This window comes from Fusobacterium sp. JB019 (genome assembly GCA_030673965.1).
GTDB lineage: Bacteria > Fusobacteriota > Fusobacteriia > Fusobacteriales > Fusobacteriaceae > Fusobacterium_B.
Window position 1 is genome coordinate 1 of sequence record JAUTCN010000015.1, and the last position, 20912, is coordinate 20912.

Annotated in this window: 20 protein-coding genes and 1 tRNA gene; 10 read left to right on the forward strand and 11 right to left on the reverse strand. The window is 26.9% G+C overall.

The window, feature by feature from the left end; genetic code table 11:
• Positions 1-64: 64 nt before the first annotated feature.
• Positions 65-141 (reverse strand) — tRNA-Ala (locus tag Q7K47_08480).
• A gap of 111 nt (positions 142-252) precedes the next feature.
• A complete protein-coding gene (locus tag Q7K47_08485; protein ID MDP0507235.1) occupies positions 253-1416 on the reverse strand; it encodes an aminotransferase class V-fold PLP-dependent enzyme in 1164 nt (387 codons plus the stop codon).
• A gap of 151 nt (positions 1417-1567) precedes the next feature.
• Here Q7K47_08485 and Q7K47_08490 point away from each other — a divergent pair, with 151 nt between their 5' ends.
• Both Q7K47_08490 and fusA read left to right on the forward strand, forming a co-directional pair.
• Positions 1568-1843: an HU family DNA-binding protein gene (locus tag Q7K47_08490; protein MDP0507236.1), complete on the forward strand. Its 276-nt coding sequence runs from the start codon at positions 1568-1570 to the stop codon at positions 1841-1843.
• A 153-nt stretch (positions 1844-1996) separates the two neighbouring features.
• On the forward strand, positions 1997-4054 hold the full coding sequence (gene fusA / locus Q7K47_08495) for an elongation factor G (protein ID MDP0507237.1): 2058 nt from the start codon (positions 1997-1999) through the stop codon (positions 4052-4054).
• Between the two features lie 27 nt (positions 4055-4081).
• On the opposite strand, the gene Q7K47_08500 is transcribed toward fusA, so the two are convergent.
• Both Q7K47_08500 and Q7K47_08505 read right to left on the reverse strand, forming a co-directional pair.
• Positions 4082-4924 (reverse strand): alpha/beta hydrolase, encoded by an 843-nt coding sequence (locus Q7K47_08500; protein ID MDP0507238.1) that lies wholly within the window; start codon positions 4922-4924, stop codon positions 4082-4084.
• A 12-nt stretch (positions 4925-4936) separates the two neighbouring features.
• On the reverse strand, positions 4937-5554 hold the full coding sequence (locus Q7K47_08505; protein MDP0507239.1) for a histidine phosphatase family protein: 618 nt from the start codon (positions 5552-5554) through the stop codon (positions 4937-4939).
• Positions 5555-5666: 112 nt separating this feature from the next.
• Between Q7K47_08505 and kdsB the strand changes: the two genes are divergently transcribed.
• The 3 genes from kdsB to Q7K47_08520 are packed head-to-tail and all read left to right on the forward strand — an operon-like array spanning position 5667 to position 9663.
• Positions 5667-6413 (forward strand): 3-deoxy-manno-octulosonate cytidylyltransferase, encoded by a 747-nt coding sequence (kdsB, locus tag Q7K47_08510; protein ID MDP0507240.1) that lies wholly within the window; start codon positions 5667-5669, stop codon positions 6411-6413.
• Positions 6414-6416: 3 nt separating this feature from the next.
• Positions 6417-7961 carry a SpoIID/LytB domain-containing protein gene (locus Q7K47_08515; GenBank protein MDP0507241.1) on the forward strand — a complete coding sequence of 515 codons (1545 nt, stop codon included), beginning with the start codon at positions 6417-6419 and terminating at the stop codon, positions 7959-7961.
• Positions 7962-7980: 19 nt separating this feature from the next.
• Positions 7981-9663, forward strand: a complete 1683-nt coding sequence (locus Q7K47_08520; GenBank protein ID MDP0507242.1) for a flavocytochrome c — start codon at positions 7981-7983, stop codon at positions 9661-9663.
• A 14-nt stretch (positions 9664-9677) separates the two neighbouring features.
• Here the strand turns inward: Q7K47_08520 and Q7K47_08525 are convergent, their stop codons facing one another.
• Positions 9678-10193 carry a shikimate kinase gene (locus Q7K47_08525; GenBank protein MDP0507243.1) on the reverse strand — a complete coding sequence of 172 codons (516 nt, stop codon included), beginning with the start codon at positions 10191-10193 and terminating at the stop codon, positions 9678-9680.
• Between the two features lie 114 nt (positions 10194-10307).
• On the opposite strand from Q7K47_08525, the gene Q7K47_08530 reads away from it, so the two are divergent.
• From Q7K47_08530 to Q7K47_08550, 5 genes are all read left to right on the forward strand, one after another.
• Positions 10308-11921, forward strand: a complete 1614-nt coding sequence (locus Q7K47_08530) for a putative manganese-dependent inorganic diphosphatase (protein ID MDP0507244.1) — start codon at positions 10308-10310, stop codon at positions 11919-11921.
• Positions 11922-11933: 12 nt separating this feature from the next.
• On the forward strand, positions 11934-12773 hold the full coding sequence (locus tag Q7K47_08535) for a YitT family protein (GenBank protein MDP0507245.1): 840 nt from the start codon (positions 11934-11936) through the stop codon (positions 12771-12773).
• 322 nt (positions 12774-13095) lie between these two features.
• On the forward strand, positions 13096-13809 hold the full coding sequence (locus tag Q7K47_08540; GenBank protein MDP0507246.1) for an amino acid ABC transporter permease: 714 nt from the start codon (positions 13096-13098) through the stop codon (positions 13807-13809).
• Complete coding sequence (locus Q7K47_08545; GenBank protein ID MDP0507247.1) at positions 13802-14530, forward strand: amino acid ABC transporter ATP-binding protein; 729 nt, start codon at positions 13802-13804, stop codon at positions 14528-14530. The genes Q7K47_08540 and Q7K47_08545 overlap by 8 nt, the downstream gene beginning before the upstream one ends.
• 23 nt (positions 14531-14553) lie before the next feature.
• Positions 14554-15264: a basic amino acid ABC transporter substrate-binding protein gene (locus tag Q7K47_08550; protein ID MDP0507248.1), complete on the forward strand. Its 711-nt coding sequence runs from the start codon at positions 14554-14556 to the stop codon at positions 15262-15264.
• Positions 15265-15295: 31 nt separating this feature from the next.
• On the opposite strand, the gene Q7K47_08555 is transcribed toward Q7K47_08550, so the two are convergent.
• Genes Q7K47_08555 through Q7K47_08580 form a run of 6 tightly spaced genes read right to left on the reverse strand, consistent with a single transcriptional unit; the run spans position 15296 to position 20908 of the window.
• A complete protein-coding gene (locus Q7K47_08555; GenBank protein ID MDP0507249.1) occupies positions 15296-15931 on the reverse strand; it encodes an NUDIX hydrolase N-terminal domain-containing protein in 636 nt (211 codons plus the stop codon).
• 26 nt (positions 15932-15957) lie between these two features.
• Positions 15958-16722 (reverse strand): ATP-binding cassette domain-containing protein, encoded by a 765-nt coding sequence (locus Q7K47_08560; protein MDP0507250.1) that lies wholly within the window; start codon positions 16720-16722, stop codon positions 15958-15960.
• Positions 16703-17671 (reverse strand): ABC transporter ATP-binding protein, encoded by a 969-nt coding sequence (locus tag Q7K47_08565; protein MDP0507251.1) that lies wholly within the window; start codon positions 17669-17671, stop codon positions 16703-16705. The genes Q7K47_08560 and Q7K47_08565 overlap by 20 nt, the downstream gene beginning before the upstream one ends.
• Before the next feature lie 8 nt (positions 17672-17679).
• Positions 17680-18486 (reverse strand): ABC transporter permease, encoded by an 807-nt coding sequence (locus Q7K47_08570; protein ID MDP0507252.1) that lies wholly within the window; start codon positions 18484-18486, stop codon positions 17680-17682.
• A gap of 16 nt (positions 18487-18502) precedes the next feature.
• Positions 18503-19402: an ABC transporter permease gene (locus tag Q7K47_08575; protein MDP0507253.1), complete on the reverse strand. Its 900-nt coding sequence runs from the start codon at positions 19400-19402 to the stop codon at positions 18503-18505.
• Between the two features lie 9 nt (positions 19403-19411).
• Positions 19412-20908 carry an ABC transporter substrate-binding protein gene (locus Q7K47_08580; protein ID MDP0507254.1) on the reverse strand — a complete coding sequence of 499 codons (1497 nt, stop codon included), beginning with the start codon at positions 20906-20908 and terminating at the stop codon, positions 19412-19414.
• Positions 20909-20912: the final 4 nt, after the last annotated feature.

Genomic DNA, 20912 nt, shown 5'->3' on the forward strand with positions numbered 1-20912 from the left:
TCGAACTATCGACCGTACGGGTATGAACCGTATGCTCTAGCCAACTGAGCTATCTAGGCACGTTTGGTGGAGATAAGCGGGATCGAACCGCTGACCTACGCAGTGCAAGTGCGTCGCTCTCCCAAACTGAGCTATATCCCCTCGAACAAGAAATATAATACCAAATAATACAATTTTTGTCAATAAAAATTTTATATTATTTCTGAAAATAATATAAAATTATAGAGAAATCTATATATATCAAATGATTTTCTAACTTCTTTTATTGAAAAAATTTGCAATATCTTTTATTTTATTTGTTGCAAAAATTATTTCCTCTTCAGTATTATTATATCCAAAAGAAAATCTAACAGTTCCTTTTTCATAAGTTTCTAAAAATTTATGAGCTAAAGGAGCGCAATGGAAACCACTTCTTGTGCAAATGTTGAAATTTTCACTTAAAATAGATGAAAATTCTGAACTAGAAACATTTTTTATATTTAAACTAACTACAGGGCCTCTATCTTTTTTTAAATCTCCATAAATTATCAAATTTTTAACATTTTTTAAATTTTCAATAAATAATTTTGTAAGTTCAGATTCATGATTTCTTATTTTATCTAATCCAATAGAATTAATATAATCAATACCTGCTCCTAAAGAGATTATTCCAGGAGTATTTAATGTTCCGCATTCAAGAGCTTCAGGCATAACTGAGGGCTGTCTTTCTAATTTAGAAAAGCTACCAGTTCCACCTTCTAAAAGTGGAGAAAGGGAAGTGTTTTCATTAATATATATACCACCAATTCCTTGGATTCCAAATAATGATTTATGTCCAGTGAAACAAAGAATATCAATATTGCTTTTTAAAACATCAATGTCTAAAAAACCAGCACTTTGAGAAGCATCTAAAATAAATAAAAGACCATAATCTTTACATATTTTTCCAATAATATCTATATCAAAAATATTTCCAGTAACATTAGAAATATGATTAATAATAATAGCTTTAGTGTTTCTTTTAATTTTAGAAATAATACTTTTTTTTAAAGACTCACTTGAATGTTCAGGGAGTATAAAGGATAATTCTACATTTTTTTCTTGCTCTAGAAAATGTAGAGGTCGTAATACAGAATTATGTTCAAAAACTGAGGTTATAATATGAGAATTTTCAAAAGGATACCCTTTTATGGCCATATTAAGACTTTCACTTGCATTTTTAGTAAAAGCTATTTGAAGCGGATTGTTTATATTGAAAAAATTTGCTATTTTTTCTCTTATACAAAAAATTTCTCGGTTAATTTTAACAGCTTTATCGTAGGCACTTCTACCTGGATTAGCATTTAAATTAATCAAAGCATTTGTAACTTTTTCTATCACTATATCTGGTTTCGGATTAGAAGTTGCAGAATTATCAAAATAATATTCTTTAGACATTAGTATTCTCCTTAAATTTTATTATGTATTATTTTAAGATTTTAACACAAAAATAAAATTTCTTCAAAAATATAATTGAAATTCTTTGATAAATATGATATAACTAGAGGGCTGTATGATATTTTATTAAATAATTTTGGAGGAATAAGAGATGACAAAGAAAGAATTAGCAAACGTACTTTTTGAAAGAGGAACATTTAATTCAAAAGCTGAAGCTGAAAGAAAATTAGAAGCAGTATTAAATATAATGGAAGAAACATTAGTAGCTGGAGAAAACATTAACTTCATAGGATGGGGAAAATTAGAGGTTGTTGAAAGAGCGCCTAGAATTGGAAGAAACCCTAAAACTGGAGAAGAAGTTCAAATAGAAGCTAGAAAAAGCGTTAAATTCAAAGCTGGAAAAACTTTATTAGGAAAATTAAACTAATTTAGATTAATAAATTATTGAGAGGACAGATAGTCCTCTTTTTTTATTTGCTTTAATTTTATAAGATAAAAAAATCCTTGCATATTTTAAAATTATGGGCTATATACAATAGTGAAGATATTTACAAATAAGTTTTTACAGGGGGTTATTTTTATGAAGAATTATACTACAGATAAAATAAGAAACGTAAGCTTTTTGGGACATAGGGGTTCTGGTAAAACATCTTTGGTTGAATCATTGTTATTGAGAGCAAATGTAATCAGTAATTTAGGAAATATTGATAAAGGAAATACAATTTCAGATTATGATGATGAAGAAAAATTGAGAAAATTTTCAATAAATACATCAGCTATATCTTTAGATTATGATGGTCATATTTATAATATTTTAGATACTCCTGGATATTTTGATTTTTCAGGGGAATGTTTGTCAGCGTTGACAGTTGCAGCAGGAGCAGTTGTAGTTTTAGACGCCAGTGCAGGTATAGAAGTAGGAACAGAAAAAGCTTGGAGATTATTAGAAGAGAGAAAAATTCCAAGAATATTATTTATAAATAAAATGGATAAGGGAGCAATAAATTATAAAGATATATTAATAAATTTAAAAGAAAAGTTTGGGAAAAAGATTGCGCCATTCTCAATTCCTTTAGGTGAAGGAGAGAAATTTAATGGATTTATCGATGTGGTAGAGGATAAATGCAGAATAAACGTAGGAAATCATTGTGAGGATAGACCATTAGTAGAACATGAAGATTTTGAAAGCATTAAGAATTTACTTTTAGAAGCAGTAGCAGAAACAAGTGAAGAAGCTATGGAAAAATATTTCAATGGAGAGGAATTTACAATTGAAGAAATTCATGAAGGGCTTAGAAAAGGAGTTATTAATGGAGATTTAGTACCAGTATTAGTTGGATCAGCAACTAATATGATAGGGATTCATACTCTATTTGAAATGATATTTGATTATATGCCAACACCAGCAGAAGCAAATGATGGATTAGTACATGGTATAAATCCAGAAACTAAAGAAGATATTACAAGAAAAGTAAGTCAAGAAGAACCTTTTTCAGCCTTTGTATTTAAAACTATAGTGGATCCTTTTATTGGTAAAATTTCTTTATTTAAAGTAAATACAGGAACAGCAACAAAAGATATGGAAGTTTTAAATGCTACTCAAAATAAGAAGGAAAAATTAAATAATCTTTATTTTGTAAGAGGAGTAAAACAAAGAGATACAGATAAAGTTGTTGCAGGAGATATAGCAGCGACAACAAAATTACAAGACGTAAAAACAGGGGATACTTTATGTGATAAAAATAATCCTATTATTTATGAAAATATAAGATTTCCAAAACCATGCTTATATATGAATGTGATACCTGTTAAAAAATCAGATGATGAAAAAATAAGTACAAGTTTACAAAAGTTAGTAGAAGAAGATCCAACTCTTGAAGTTATTAGAAATGCTGAAACAAAAGAACTTTTATTAGGGGGGCAAGGGAAAAAACATTTAGAAGTTGTATTAAGCAAATTATATAATAAATTCCAAGTACAAGCAGAACTAACAATTCCAAAAATAGCTTACAGAGAGACTATTAGAAAGGAAGCTTCTGTTCAAGGAAAGCATAAAAAGCAATCTGGAGGAGCAGGACAATATGGAGAAGTGTATATAAAGTTTGAACCTCTTTATACAGGAGAATATGAATTTGTAGATCATATTAAGGGAGGAGTGGTTCCTAAGCAATATTTACCAGCTGTGGAAAAAGGATTACATGAGGCGTCTAAAAAGGGTCCTTTAGCAGGTTATCCAGTGATAAATTATAAAGCTACTATTTATGATGGATCTTATCATCCTGTAGATTCTAATGAGATTTCTTTTAAACAAGCTGCCATATTAGCTTTTAGAAAAGCTATGGAAGATGCAGCTCCTGTATTATTGGAACCTATTGTGAAAATGGAAATAATTATTCCAGAAGAATATACTGGAGATGTTATGGGAGATATGAATAAAAGAAGAGGGAAAATATTGGGAATAGATCCTTTAAAGTACGGAGATCAAAAAATATCTGTAGAAGTTCCTCATAAAGAAGTTTTAGGATATGCAACAGATTTAAAGGCTATTTCTCAAGGTAGAGGAAGTTTTGAATTTCATTTTATAAAGTATCAAAATATGCCAGAAGACGTAGCTAAAAAAGTTATAGAAGAAGCATAGTTTTTTTAAAGAATAAAAAGCTGATTATTAATAATCAGCTTTTTTCATCCAATTTAATATCCAATTAAAAATTTCGATATTATTAATTTCGTTATGTAATTCATGCCTACAGTTTGGAAAAAATTTTAAAGTTAAATTTTTAAAATTTTGTTTTAAATAATAATTATATAAGGAAACTACATTTTTTTCAAAATAACCAACAGGATCTAAAGAACCACTAATAATAAGTATTGGTTTATTTTTTGAAATATTTTCACAAGATTCTTTTATATAAAGTTGATCTAAAAAAAAGAAAAACTCTTTGTAAAAACTACTAGAATAAGGAAAACCAGTTAAATTATTTTTGTTATAATTTTTTATTGAATCAATATTTCTAGTAAGCCAACTATTCTTAAGATTATCTTTTTTAAATTTAGAATCATAACCTAAAAATATAATTTTATGTATTAAATCAGCTTTTTTATTTTTATAAAATTTATCTAAAATTAAAGAAAAATATTTAGCAAATTTCCAAAGAAAAAAAGGTTTATAAGAAGATCCAGCTAATATATAACCTTTTATTATAGAAGAACAAGTTTTCATATGTTCTTGAGCTATAAAAGATCCCATGCTATGTCCTAAAATATAAATAGGTATATCAGGATATTTTTTCTTCAATTTATATGAAAAATCAATTTGATCTTTAATTAGAATATTAAAATCATAATTAAAAGCCCCTAAATTATTAGCAAATTTTTTACCGTGATATTTATGTTCCTCAATGAAAACAATATAACCTTTTTGTTTATAAAAATTTATAAAATCTTTATACCTTTCTTTACACTCACTCATTCCATGTATTATTTGTATAATTCCCTTGATATTATCCATAAAAATCCTTTTTTACTTTAAATGTGAAATATTAGAAAAATCCAATATTTTAAATTCATTTTTACAATATTCTACAATAGTGAAACTAGTATTTTTTGGAACATTTTTTTCACCAAAGTATTCAATGCCTTCTTTTTTAATGAAAGTAAAAATAGCTTCAAGTAAGATTCCGTGAGAAACAATAAGTAATGTGTCTTTAGAATTATGTTTTTTAATTAATTCTTGAAGACCTTTTTGCGCTCTTTCGTAAACATTTTGAAAAGTTTCACCGTGAAAATCTGTAGGATCATAATGTTTACCATCGTTCCAAAAATTATAGAACTGATTAGGATGAATTTTTTGGAAATATTCTTTAGGAACTCCTTCCATATCTCCTAAATTTATTTCTCTAAAATTTGGGATAGTATCTACTTGAGGATTGATTCTATCTTTAGTTAAAATAGCTAATGTTTCTTTAGCTCTTCCTAATGGTGATGAATAAAAATGTGTAAATTCAATAGAGTTAAGTTTTTCTTTAAGCTTTTCAGCCTGTTCTCTTCCAAGTTCTGTAAGAGGAGAATCTTTAATACCTTGGAAAATTCCTTTTTTATTCCAAATTGTTTGTCCATGTCTAACAAAATATAATATCATTTAAATAATAACCTCCATAAAAATATAAAATATCTTTTATAAATCAGATATTTTTAGTATAATAGTTATGATTAACTTAGTATATTTTACACAAAAACTAGGAGGATGTAAAATGAAATTTGTAGGAGTAATACCGGCGAGATTTGGATCAAGTAGATTAGAAGGGAAACCTTTAAAGGATATTTGTGGATATACCATGATAGAATGGGTTTATAAGAGAGCTAAAAAATCAGACTTAGATGATGTTGTGGTAGCCACTGATGATAGCCGAATTTATGATGAAGTTTTAAAATTTGGTGGTAAAGCTATAATGACGAGAAAGGATCATGAAAATGGTACTAGTAGAATAGCAGAAGTTTGTGAAAAAATAGATAAAATGGATGTTATTATAAATATTCAGGGAGATGAACCATTAATTGAAAAGGAAATGATTAATTCTTTAATAGATTGTTTTAAGAATGAACCAGATTTAAAAATGGGGACATTAAAACATAAGTTGAAAACAATGGAGGAAGTAAAAAATCCAAACAGTGTTAAAGTTATAACAGACAAAAATGATTATGCATTATATTTTTCTAGATCAGTTATTCCTTATCCTAGAAAAGAAAACTTGAATAATTATTTTAAACATATAGGGATTTATGGTTATAAGAAAGATTTTGTAATTGAGTATTCTAAGTTGCCCCAAACAAAATTAGAAATTTCAGAATCTTTAGAACAGTTAAGAGTTTTAGAAAATGGTTATAAAATAAAAGTTTTAGAAACAGATTGTCAAATAGTAGGAGTAGATACAGAAATAGAATTAGAAAAAGTAAGAGAAATAATAAAGTCTAAAAAAATAAATATTAATGAGGAGTAATATATGAAGAAAATTTATAGAATTTTTGCCACGATAATGCTTTTATTTTTAATTGGATGTTCTAATAGTTCAACAAAATATAATGTAAATTCTAAAGAATTTTATCAAGAAAATAGAGTTTCTTATTTTGAAAAATATGGTTATCCTGAACCTAAAATGAAATTAGGCTCAACTCTTCCTTATTTACAAGCAACGAGTCATATGAGAACGGGCAAATTTTTAAATAAATATAATGAAAGAAAAACTTTGAAATTTTTTAAAGATTTAGATGTTAAAGGTTATGGAGATAATTCTTATTACTGGAGATGGTATTTTTCAATAGATAGAAATTCATACGGTAAAAGTATAGGAAAAACTTTATCACAAGCTTCAAGATCAAGATATAACCATGTGTACACACTATATAATGGAAAATGGATATATAAGAATTTAAATTATAATTGTTTAGGAACTTTAAAAGATATTATTGTAATGGAAAGGGGGAAATCAGGAGTAATAACATATCTATTAATAAAAGGAACTAATGGAACATATTTATTAAAGGGAGAATATACAGTTAGAAAAGTTTTAGGACTGAATAGAAAAAATACAGGTAGATTAGTAAAAGTTTATTTGTCAAAAAATGGGACAGGAGAATATTCAAAAAAAGTAACTTTAAAAAATCCTAACTTACTATTATCAGGATTTTTAGCAATAGAGAAAAAGGGAAATACTTTTAATATTTATGGTGGAGGTTATGGCCATGGAGTAGGGATGTCTCAATATGGAGCTAATGATCTATCGAAGAATTATGGATATAGTTATGCTAGGATATTAAAAACATATTATAAAGATATTAATATAAAGAATATGTATAGGATAAAAGGAATTTCTAAATATATAAGAGTAGGACTTACTACAACAGGATTTGGAAGTTTAGATCATAGAAGTTTAACAATGTTCTCTACCAGTAGAGCAGAAATTTGGAATGGATGGATGAGAATAAAATTATCTCCAAGAGATAAAATAAAAGTAGTAGCAAATGGAAGAAGACAAATTCTTTATGTTAATGGTAAAAAAAGAGTGGAAACTATAGGACAGTTAAATTTTAAAAGTTCAAATAAAAAATTTGTAATAACAAGTATAAGAAGAGCTCATAGAAAAACTAGATATCCTGTATATAGAGGGAAAATAGAAACTCGTTTATCTAAGACAAATTCTCATAGAATAAGAGTTATAAATGAAGTGTTTTTAGAAGATTATTTAGTACAAGTTGTACCTAGTGAAATGCCTAAAGGTTTTGGGTTAGAAGCTTTGAAAGCTCAAGCTATAGCAGCGAGAACTTATGCTTTAAACGATTATTTAAAAGCAAAGTATAAGAAAGAAGGATTCCATGTAAGAGATGATACATATAGTCAAGTTTATAATAGAATAGATACTAATACTGATACAATAAAAGCGGTTAAATCAACATATGGGAAAGTAATGATATATAATGGGAAACCAATTGATGCAAAATATTATTCAACAAGTTGTGGATATGGAGCAGCTTCACAAAATGTTTGGTAAAAATAGGAAGGAGTATAAAATGATAAAATTATTTAAAATTTTAATTTTATCTTTGGTATTTTTAACTGGTTGTGGAAAGAAGGAATATTTACCAGGTACTTATATAGGAAAAGAAAAACTCTATAAAAGTAAAATAGAAGTTCAATTAACTTTAGATTCAGATAAAAGAATAAAAGAAATTGTAGCTTTTGTTCAAGGAAAGGAAGAATTAATAACAAAGGAAGCTCTTTCTATTTTAATTAAAGAAGTACAAAATACAGGAAATATAGAGTTGGATGGAATAGCGGGGGCTACATATACGAGTAATGCATTTAAAAAAGCATTAAGAAAAGCATTGAAAAAATCTGGTTTAAAAGAAAATGAAATAAAAAAACCTAATAAAAAAATATTTCAAAAAAAAAATAAAATTTTAACCACAGATGTTGTAGTTGTTGGTGGTGGTGGAGCTGGAATGGTATCAGCTTCAACTATTAAAGAATTAGGAAAAAAGGTAATAATTTTAGAAAAAGCTAAATTATTAGGCGGAAATACAGCTAGAGCTACTGGGGGGATAAATGCAGTAAATACTAAATATCAAAAAGCAAAAGGAATAAAAGATTCAAAAAAATTATTTTTTAAAGACACAATGGCAGGAGGGCATAATTTAAATAATCCAAAACTAGTAAAAATATTAGTTAATAATTCGAATCAAACAATAAAATGGTTTGATTCTATTGGAGCTATATTTTCAGATGTAGGAAAAATGGGAGGGGCTAGTATTAGAAGAGCTCATAGACCTATTGATGAAAATGGTTTAAAATTACCTGTTGGAGCAGTAATGATTGAAAAATTAATAAACCATTGTAATGAACTAGGGGTAAAGATGATTACAGGGGCTAAAGTAGAATCTTTAATTGTTTTGGAAGGAAAAGTTGTTGGAGTGAGGGCTAAAAAATTAGATGGAACTAAATTAATAGTAAACTCTAAGGCTGTAATATTAGCAATGGGGGGATTTAGTGCAAATAATAAGTTGGTATCTAAATATAGGCCGGAATTAAAAGGATATATTACTACTAATGCTCCTTCAATAACAGGGGATGTAGTTGATTTAGGTGAAAAAATAGGTATAGCTTTTATAGATATGGATCAAATACAAATTCATCCTACAGTAAGGCAAGAAGATGGGGCTTTAATTACAGAATCCTTAAGAGGAGATGGAGCTTTATTAGTAAATTATAAAGGGGAACATTTTGTAGATGAATTAGAAACTAGGGATGTTGTTTCTAAAGCTGAAATCTCTCAAAAAGGTGGATTTGCTTGGCTGATAGTAGACCAAAAAATGTATAACAATTCTAATGTAATAAAAAAATATTATGAAAAGGGATATTTTATAAAAGGAAAAAATATAAAAGAATTATCAAAAAATATAGGAACAAATTATAAAGTTTTAAAGAAATCGTTAAAGTTAGACAATCCTCCTTATTATGCGGTAAAAGTTTCTCCAGGAATTCATCATACTATGGGTGGAGTAAAAATAAATGAAAAAGCTCAGGTAATTGATAAAAATGGAAATATAATAAAGGGATTGTATGCTGCAGGGGAAGTTACAGGAGGGATTCATGGTACTAATAGATTAGGAGGTAATGCTTTATCTGATTTAGGTACTTTTGGAAGAATTGCTGGAAAAAATGCAGTAAAAGAAATAAAAAACACTTCTTTATAAAGAAGTGTTTTTTATTAACTTAATATATAATTTTTTTTAATTTTTGAAACAGTATCATAAAGATTAGTGTTACTATCAATAAATACACTAAAATCACAAGAAATCTCATATAATAATCTTCTCTTTGCATACAAATCTTTTATTTTTTCATAAACATCTTCTGTATTCAAAAGAGGACGATGCTTTTTACCTTTTACTCTAGCATAGATACATTCTACATCGCAATTAAGATAAACAACATAGGAAGTTTCTTTTAACTTTTTTATATTATGATTATCGATAATAACTCCACCACCAGTTGCAATAACAATGTTATTATCTTTAGATTCTTTTTCAATAATTTCTCTTTCTAATTTTCTAAAGTATTCTTCACCTTTATTTTTAAATATATTATCTATGGAATTTTTTTCAATTTTTACAATTTCTTTATCAATGTCTATAAATTTCATATCTAAACTTTTAGCTAGGTTTCTCCCAACTGTAGTTTTACCACTTCCCATAAAACCTATAAGAGCAATGTTTTCTTTCATTTCTCACCTCTCTTTTAAAATTATATCATATTTTATCTTTTATTAATATTAAAATTTAAATTATGTGTTATAATATTAATCGTGGTATTATAAAAAATAAAAAGGAGTGATACAATGGAGCCAGTTTTAATTTTTGGACATAAAAACCCAGATACAGATTCAATTTGTTCATCAATAGCTCTAGCAGAATTGAAAAAGAAATTAGGTTTAGAAGCTATACCTTGTAGATTAGGAGAATTAAATAAAGAGACAAGGTATGTCTTAGATAGATTTAATATAAAAGAGCCAAGATTACTGGAAACAGTAAGTGCTCAGATTTCTGATTTAACAAGAGTTGAAAAAAAGACTTTATCTATTTCAGATTCTTTAAGAGTTGCGTTAGATGTTATGAGTACTGAAAATTTTTCAAGTTTACCAGTTATAAACAAACAAAAAGAATTAAAAGGAATGATTTATATATCAGATATTGCTAATACATATTTAAATTTAAAACATTCAGATTTATTTGGGAAATATACAACAACTTATAGTAATTTAAAAAGAGTATTAAAAGGAGAAATTGTAAGTGGAAATTATCCTTGTGGAGTAATTGAAGGAAATTTAAAAGCTATTTCTGAATTAGACGAGGTTTTACAAGGTGATATAGTAGTAACAACATCTATGGCAGATGGAATTGATAGATCGATTAAAGCAGGAGCAAAAGTTATTATAGTAGCCTGTGATAAACAAGACTTTATAAGCCCTAGAGTTACATCAGAATGTGCAATAATGAAAGTTTATGCAAATTTATTTGAAACTATTAGTTTAATAAGTCAATCTCTATCTATTTCATCTTTAATAAATAAAAATAAATACTATTCATTTAAAATTGATGATTTTTTACATGATATTAGGGATATTATGAAAGAGGCAACTCAAACCAATTTCCCAGTTACAAATAAAGATGGTAGTGTTTATGGAACAATAAGAACAAAAAATTTGATTAACTTCACAAGAAAAAAAGTAATTTTAGTAGATCATAATGAAAAGAGTCAATCAGTTGATGGGCTTCAAGATGCTAGAATATTAGAAGTTGTAGATCATCATAAATTTGGAAATTTCTTTACAGATGAACCAGTTAAAATAAAAGCTGAAATAGTAGGATCAACTTGTACAATAGTTTATGGCTTGTTTAAAGAACATAAAATAAAACCATCAAAAGAAATTGCAGGTTTGATGTTGAGTGCAATTATTTCAGATACATTAATGTTTAAATCACCAACATGTACTAAGAAAGATATGGAAGCAGTAAATGAATTATCAAAATTAAGTGGAGTAGAAGACTATAAAAAATATGGAATGGATATGCTTATAGCAGGAACTTCAACTTCAGATTTATCTTCTTTTGAAATATTAGTAGCTGATCTAAAAGAATTTAAAATGAATAGTTTAAAAATTGCTATTTCACAAATAAATACAGTTGATATTGATGGTGTTTTAGAAAAACAAAAAGATTTAGAAAAAACAATGGCAGAAGTTAATTTAAATAATGATTATAATCTTTCAATATTATTAATAACAGATATAATAAAATCAGGTTCATATGCTTTAATAATAGGTGGAAATAAAAATATAGTTGAAAAAGCATTTGAAGTTAAAATAAAAGACAATTTAGTTTGGTTGGAAGGAGTAGTTTCTCGTAAAAAACAAGTCGTTCCTTTTTTAATGGCAGCTAGTCAAGATATTTAAGGAGAAATTAAAATGAAAAAAGAAATAATTAAAGATGTTTTGTTAATGACTATAGGGGCCTTTGTGTATGCTTTTGGAATAAATTATTTTTTTGTAGGAAATAATTTTGCTGATGGAGGAGTAACAGGAGTATCAATTATTTTACATTATTTGTTTAATTTTGATATAGGGCTAACATATGGAATTATAAATATACCTTTAATAATAATTGGTTATAAATTAATTGGAGGAGAGTTTATTTTAAAAACTTTATATGGAACTATAGTAACTTCAGTTGCTTTTAAAGTTCTTTCAAGTTATTTAGGGCCGATGGATGATAAATTTATGGCAGCTGTTTTTGGAGGAATATTGGCAGGAGTTGGATTAGGAATAATGTTTGCTTCAGGTGGATCTAGTGGTGGTACAGATATAATTGTTAAAATTTTAAATAAATTTTGGGATATTTCTGTTGGAAAAGGTTTTTTAGCAATAGATTTAATTATTTTATCAGCTTTAGGATTATTGTTTGGAAAAGAAATATTTATGTATACTTTAGTAGGAATGTTTATTTCTACTAAAGTAATAGATAAAATTCAAGATGGATTTTCAAAATCTAAAGCAATCACTATAATTTCTAAAAATTCCTTTCAAATAAAGGATAGAATTATGCAAGAAACACAGAGAGGAACAACAATAATTCCTGTTAAGGGTGGTTACACTTATGAATCAAAAGAAATGATTAGTTGTATTGTAAGTATTTATGATATTTCTACAGTTAAAAGAATAGTTAGATCACTAGATAATAAAGCTTTTATGTATATAACGGATGTTTCAGAAGTTCTAGGAGAAGGTTTTAAGGAACTTTTAAATTAATAGTTGACATTTTTAATTATTTTTGATAACATTTAATCATTAAAAAAGAAAATAAGGAGAAAACTATGATATTTAATCTAAGGAGACAAAGGAATAGGAAATTTTAAAACGAACAAAATATGTCGTTTCCTTTTGACTTGGCTAAATAATATCTTAAATTTTCTGTAAAGATTAGGGTTTTCCTATGAGCATAAAATAGATTTATTAACCAATAGTTTAACTATTGGTTTTTATTTTATAAGATATTAGTCTAGTTTTTAAACTAGACTTTTTTATTAATAAGGTGTAAAATCATTAGAATAAATAAATTGGAGGAAAAATTGTGGAATATTTAAAAGTATTAAAAGAAATTTTTATTAATGGTGAAAGATATATGTATATCTTAAAAGGACTTAGATTTTCTGTTGGCGTAACATTAGTTGCGGCAATATTAGGAGTTATGTTAGGAATTTTAGCAGCTTTGATGAGAATATCTAATTTTCATCCTTTTAAGAAAAGTAAAGATAAAAAATTAAGAGATTTTAATCCTTTGGAATGGTTGGCTATATTTTATACAGATTTAATAAGAGGAACTCCAGCAGTTGTCCAGTTAATGGTTTTAGCAAATATAGTTTTTGCAGGGTTTAGAGATATGCCAGTATTTTTAATTGCGTCATTATCCTTCGGAATAAATTCAGGAGCTTATGTTTGTGAAATTATAAGAGCTGGAATAGAAGGGCTTGATAAAGGGCAGATGGAAGCAGCAAGAGCATTAGGAATGCCATATTCAGTAGCCATGAAGGAAATTATAATTCCTCAAGCAATAAAGAAAATTTTACCAGCATTAGTGAGTGAATTTATTACTTTATTAAAAGAAACATCAATTGTAGGATTTATAGGTGGAGTAGATTTATTACGTTCAGCTAATATAATTACAAGTCAAACTTATAGAGGTGTAGAACCATTAATTGCAGTAGGAATTATTTATTTAATAATGACAGGTTTATTTACTAAGTTAATGAGAAAAGTAGAAAAGGGGATGAAGATAAGTGATTAAAATAAAAAATTTATATAAAAGTTATGGTAAATTGGAAGTTTTAAAAGATATTTCAGTTGATATAAATAAAGGAGAGGTTATTGCAGTTATAGGTCCTTCAGGAAGTGGGAAATCAACTTTTTTAAGATGTTTAAATAAATTAGAAGAACCAACAAAAGGTAGTATTTATATTCAAGGAAAAGACCTGATGGATGATAAAACGGATATAAATAAAATTAGAGAAAATGTAGGAATGGTTTTTCAACATTTTAATTTATTTCCACATAAAACAGTTTTAGAAAATTTAACTTTAGCTCCTATGAAAATAAAAAATATGAATAAAGAAGAGATAGAAAAAAAAGCATATTACTTATTGGATAAAGTAGGACTTAAAGATAAAGCTAACAGTTATCCTAATCAGTTATCAGGCGGTCAGAAACAAAGAATTGCCATAGCAAGAGCATTAGCCATGGATCCTTCAGTTATTCTATTTGATGAGCCTACATCAGCTTTAGATCCAGAGATGATAAAGGAAGTTTTGGATGTTATGAGAGCATTAGCATTAGAAGGAATGACAATGATTGTTGTTACTCATGAAATGGGATTTGCAAAAAGTGTAGCAGATAGAGTATTTTTTATGGATCAAGGAACTATACTTGAAGATAGTTCTCCAGAGGTTATATTTAATAATCCGACTCATGAAAGAACAAAAGAATTTTTAAACAAAGTTTTAAATCGTTAATTAAAATAAATAGGAGGAAGTTTATGAAAAAAATATTATTAGTTATATTATCATTGATTTTGTTTACGGTTAGTTTTGGATCAAATAAGATTTATGTAGGAACGAATGCAGAGTTTCCACCATTCGAGTATTTAGAAAAAGGTGAAATGGTAGGTTTTGATGTTGATCTTATAGAAGAAATAGGAAAAGTAATGGGAAAGGAAATAGTTATGAAAGATATGGCCTTTGATGGATTAATTCCAGCATTACAAACTAAAAAAGTAGATTTAATAATTGCTGGAATGACAGCAACAGAAGACAGAAAAAAGACAGTTAATTTTTCAGATCCTTATTATTCTGCCAATCAAGTAATTGTTTTGAATAAAAGCAACGAAGATATTAAAGGATTTGAAGATTTAAAAAATAAGAAAATAGGAGTTATGTTAGGATTTACAGGAGATTTTGTGGTTACAGAAATGGGATATTCTTCAGAAAAATTTAATGCAGCTTTTGCAGGAATAATGGCGTTACAATCTAATAAAATTGATGCTGTTGTTTTAGATTCAGAAACAGCTAATAATTATATTAAAAAGAATAATAATTTAAAATTAGCAGAAGGAAAAGGAGAAGCAGAAGATTACGCAATAGCAATAAGAAAAACAGATGAAGGATTATTAGAAGATGTTAATTTAGCAATAAAAGTTTTAAAAGAAAATGGAAAATTTGATGAGTTATTAATTAAATATTTTAAATAAAAAAAAAGAGGAATTTAAACATTCCTCTTTTTTAATCGCAATAAATTTTAGAATTATTTTCTTTTGCTAATTTATAAATTAAATTTATTTGCTCTTTTAAAATTCTAGCTTTTGATAATGGTGGAAGAGAATCTAAAGGAAAGAATTTAACATCTTCAATATCAAAAGTATTTTTTAAATTTCCTGCAATTTTTTCACATAAAAAAATAATTTTATAAGTATAAAAAGGTTCTTCAGGATGATCGTAGAACTTTTTATCTAAAATAGCAAGAACTCTAACAACTTTAACATTAAGTCCAGTTTCTTCTTTCATTTCTTTAATTATCATTTCTTTAGGAGAAAATCCTATGTCAGCCCATCCTCCAGGAATAGACCATTTACCTTTATCCAATTTTTCTTCAACCATAAGAATATTATTATCTTCATCAAATAAAAGTCCTCTTACTTCAATTTTAGGAGTAGGATATTCTTTAATAGGTAAATAAAAATTACATAATTCTTTTAGATTGGTTGTAGTAAGAAGTTCAAGCAATTCTAGATTAATGTCTTTTAATTCTTGATAACGTTCATTATCATAACCATTATGAGCATATAAATATCCTAAATCACATAAAGAAATGTTTCTTTTAATTAAATTAATAATTTTTGTTAAATTTTTATTTTCCATATAAACCTCCTGATAAACAAATATATTTATATATTTTTTAATTCTTTCATAAATTCTGGAGAACTAGGAAGAGCTCTAAGTAAAGCTTTAGTATAATCATGTTTAGGATTAGAATAAATCTCCTCAGGAGTTCCTTCTTCTACAATTTCTCCATGTCTCATAACTCCTATACGATCGCACATATGATAAACAACTCTTAAATCATGGGAAATAAAAAGATATGAAAGTTTTAATTCTTCTTGAAGTTTTTTAAAAAAATTTAATATACTTGCTTGTCCAGATAAATCTAAAGAAGAAACTGCCTCATCTGCAATTAAAAGAGTAGGATTAGAAAGTAAAGCAAGTATAATTGCAATTTTTTGTTTTTGTCCTCCACTCATTTCATAGGGATATTTTTTCAAAACATCTGAGCTTAAATTAGCCATATCTAACATTTCTAATATTTTATTTGAAATAATTTTTTTATCTTTAATTTTATGTAATTTAAAAGGTTCTTCTAATATCCATTTGATATTTTTCATTGGATTTAAAGAAGAATTAGGATCTTGAAAAACCATTTGAATTTTTTTAGATGTTCGGGCACCTTTTTGGCACATAGTTTTATTATTAAAGATAATTTCTCCATTATCTTTATCAGTTAGTCCTATTAAAACTTTAGCAGTAGTTGATTTACCACATCCAGATTCTCCAACTAATCCATAAATTTCACCTTTTTGAATTTCAAAAGAAACATTTTTAAGGACATGTTTTTCATTATAGTGTTTATTAATATTATTTACTTTTAATAGCATCATTAATCACCTTTTCACAAGCAACGAAGTGATTTTCTTCAATTTCATACAAATCATTTTCTTTGCAATTATTAAAATATTTACATCTATTACCAAAGAAACATTTATTAAAATTTCTTTTTGCAGGTTCTATAATAGTACCAACAACATAAGGTAATAGCTTGTTTTTATCCTCCATACTAAAAAGCATACTATAAAGAGCTCTAGTATAAGGATGTAAAGCTTTTTTTAAAGAGCCTTCTATAATTTCAACACTTCTTCCAGCATACATAACCATAACTCTATCACAAATTGATTCAATTAAAGCAATATCATGAGAAACAAACATAATAGTCATATTTTTTTCTTTGTTTAATTTTTTTAAAAGTTTGATAACTCTAAGTTGAGTTCTTAGATCAAGTGCAGTTGTAGATTCATCACAGATAATAAGACAAGGTTCACAAATGACTGCCATAGCTATGAGAATTCTTTGCCTTTGACCTCCTGAAAGTTCATGTGGATATTTTTTACAAGTTTCCTCAGGATTATATATATCACATTCTTCTAGAGTTTCAAAAATCTTTTTTTCTCTATCTTTTTTATTTAAATTTTTTATATGAATTTTTAAAGTTTCATGTAATTGTTTTCCTATTTTTTTTAAAGGATTTAAAGCACTTAAAGCATCTTGGAAAACAATACTAATATTTTTGCCTCTCATTTTACACATTTCTTTTTCAGAAATAGATAATAAATTTTTTCCTAAATAACAAATTGTTCCAGAGGAATGGAATCTTGGTTCTAATAATCTCATTATAGATTTAGTTGTAATAGATTTACCACATCCAGATTCTCCAACAATTCCAAAAATTTCACCCTTTTTTACGTGAAAATTTAAATCATGTACAAGATTTAACTCACTGTTATTATCATCGACAGTAATGTTTAAATTTTTTATATCAAGTAATTTCATATTTAATCCTATCCTTTTGAATTATATTTTTCTCTAAAATATTCTCCAAGTAAATTACTAGAGTAAATTGTTAAAGTAATAAATAGTCCTGGAAAAAGAGCATACCATGGCGAAGTAACAAAATATATTTGAGCCTCTCTAAGCATTGAGCCCCAGCTTGGATAAGGAGCTTGAACTCCAAGTCCAAGATAACTTAAAGATGCTTCAGTTAAAATAGAGACACCGAAAGATAATGTTGTAGAAATAATTATTTTTCCTCGAATATTAGGAAAAACATAATTTTTTATTATCCAAAATGTTCCAGCTCCTCTAGTAATAGCTGAAAGAGTATAATTTTTTTCCTTTTCTTTTAAAGTTTCTCCTCTAGCAAGTCTTGTGAAATGAGGAATATTGATAATTCCAATAACAATTATAGTATTAGTAGTTCCAGCTCCAAATGCAGTAATTATCATAAGAGCTAATAATATTCCAGGAAAAGACATAAAAGCATCAATTATTCTCATGATAAATTCATCGATACGTCCTCCCATATAGCCAGAATACATTCCAAGAGAACAACCAACTAGTAATCCTATAAAAATGGATAAAATCCCAACATATAAAGCAATTTTACCCCCTTCCATAATTCTTGTAAAAATATCTCTACCAAATTTATCTGTTCCAAAAAAATGGCTAAGAGAAGGTGAAGTAAGTTTATTAGAAATATTTATTTGAGTAACATCATAGGGGCTAAATAATTTTGTTAAAATAATAATAACCGCTAAGGTTATAAAAAATCCAACACCTATGAGAAGATTTTTATTTATTTTTTTCATAACTAAGAGTATCTCCTTAAGATAATTTTATTCTAGGATCGACATAGCAATATAATAAATCAGTAAATAAATTTACTAAAATCACAATAATGGCACTATATAAAACTAAAGCTTGAACTACAGGAAAATCTCTATTTTCAACTGCAAATACCATAAGGTTTCCTAAACCTGGTAAATTGAACAAACTTTCAACAATAACACTTCCCGCTAGTATTTTTACAAAAAGTCCAGAAATGATAGTAATCATAGGCAACATTATATTTCTTAAAACATCAGTTAATATAACACTATTTTTATTTCGTCCTTTGGCTATAGCTGCTTTAACATAATCTTTATTAAGTTCTTCTAATATAATATTTTTTAGATATATAGAAGTAATTGAAATTCTAGAGATAGCAAGAGTTAAAGCGGGTAATAAAAGAGAAACTGTTTTAAATGAAACTTTAAAATAAACTCCAAAAACCATCATTAAAATAAGTCCACTCCAAAATGAAGGGATGGAAACTCCAATCATATTTAAGGTTGAAATAACGTCGGAACCTCTTTTTTTATTAATCATAGCTGAAAAAAGTCCTAAAGGAAAACCTATAGCAATAGTTATTCCCATTGCTAGAAGTGCTAAATTCATAGTTATTCCCATTCTTTTTTTTATAAGTGTGTTTACAGGAACAGAAAAACGAATAGATTCTCCCATATCCCCCTTACTAACATCACTTATCCATTCAATATAAGCTAAATGTTTAGGTTTATCTAATCCTAGTTCTTTATTTAAAATTTCAATTTGTTGTTCAGTAGCCTCAACTCCTAATTTAGAAAGAAGAGGATCTCCAGGGATTACTTTAAGAACAGTAAAACTAATTAAAGATACTAAAAATAAAGTTAAAAATGAAGAAATAATTTTTTTTGTTAAAAACATGATATTCTCCTATTTTCTTATATTAAGTAAAGATAAATCTAAAACATAACAAGGATATATTTTAAATCCATCAATATTTTTATTGATAGCAACAATGTAATTAGGTGCTTGTAAAAATACAGAGGCAACATTTTTAGTTAAAATATTTTGAGCTTCTTTAAAAAGAATAACTTTTTCATTTTCATTATTTTCCATAGAAATTTTATTTAAAATTTCATCATATTTCTCATTAGAAAAGTTAACCATATTTCTTTTATCTTTAGACATGTACCTACTAAAAATAGTATAAGGAGAAGGTTTTCCTTCAAAACCAATAACAGTTAACTGATAATTTCTATTTTTATAGACATTAGAAAGCCAAGTTCCCCATTCAATTTCTTGAATATTTACAATTATTCCAATTTTTGCTAATTGTTCTTTTATAATTTGAGAACTATCAACATGAACTTGGTAGTTAGAAGGAGCTTTTAATGTTAATTCAAATCCATTAGGGTATCCAGCTTCTTTTAAAAGTTCTCTAGCTTTCTCAATATTATGAGAATAAAGATGCTCAGTATTTTTATTGTAAATAGATTTTACAACAGGACTACAAGCACTACCAACAATACTCCCTTCTCCAAGAGAAGCTCCTTCAATAATTTCTTGTTTATCAATGGCATATTGAATAGCTTGTCTTACTTTTAAGTTATTTAAAGGTTCTACCTTATTATTAATAGCTAAAAGTTGAACAAGATTTTGTTCTCCTTTGATTAGTTTTCCGTTTTCTCCAATCATATCTTCATATCCAGAAAAAAGTCTATGAATAATATTTACTTCGCCCATTTGGAAAGCCATTATAGCACTTTGGTTATCTTTTATTATTTTAAAATCAACAATTTCTGCATTTCCAACTTGATTAATGTTCCAATAGTTATTGAATTTTTTAACAGTAACCTTTTCTCCAGGTAAATATTCATCAATAAAGTAAGGACCAGTTCCATAAATTTTATGTCCATCATCATAAACAACTCCAACTATAAAAGCAGCTAAGCCACTACCATTTACTTTTTTTAAAGTAAATATAACGTTATCATTTTTAACTTCGATAGATTTAGAGATTTTTTTAAATTCAGTTGCAACTCTATTGGCAGGAAAATTGTCATCTAAAAATCTGTCATAAGATTTTTTAACTAATTCAGGGGTTAATTCAATTCCATTTTGAAATTGAACTCCTTTTCTAATTTTAAAAGTATAAGTAAGATGATCGTTAGAAACTTTATAAGATTCTGCAAGTGCAGGGTAAAGATCACCATTTGCATCAATTTTTATAAGTCCTTCAAATACATTAAACAAAATTTCTCCTGTTGCAGCAGCAACAGCTTTGTGAGGATCTAAGAAATCAGGATCCTGAGTTATTCTAACAACAACTTTATTAGAATTGATTGGTTTATTTTCATTACCTTTCTCTGAGCCACAAGCTCCTAACAAAAATAAACTCATAAATAATGCTACTAATTTTTTTTTCATTTTT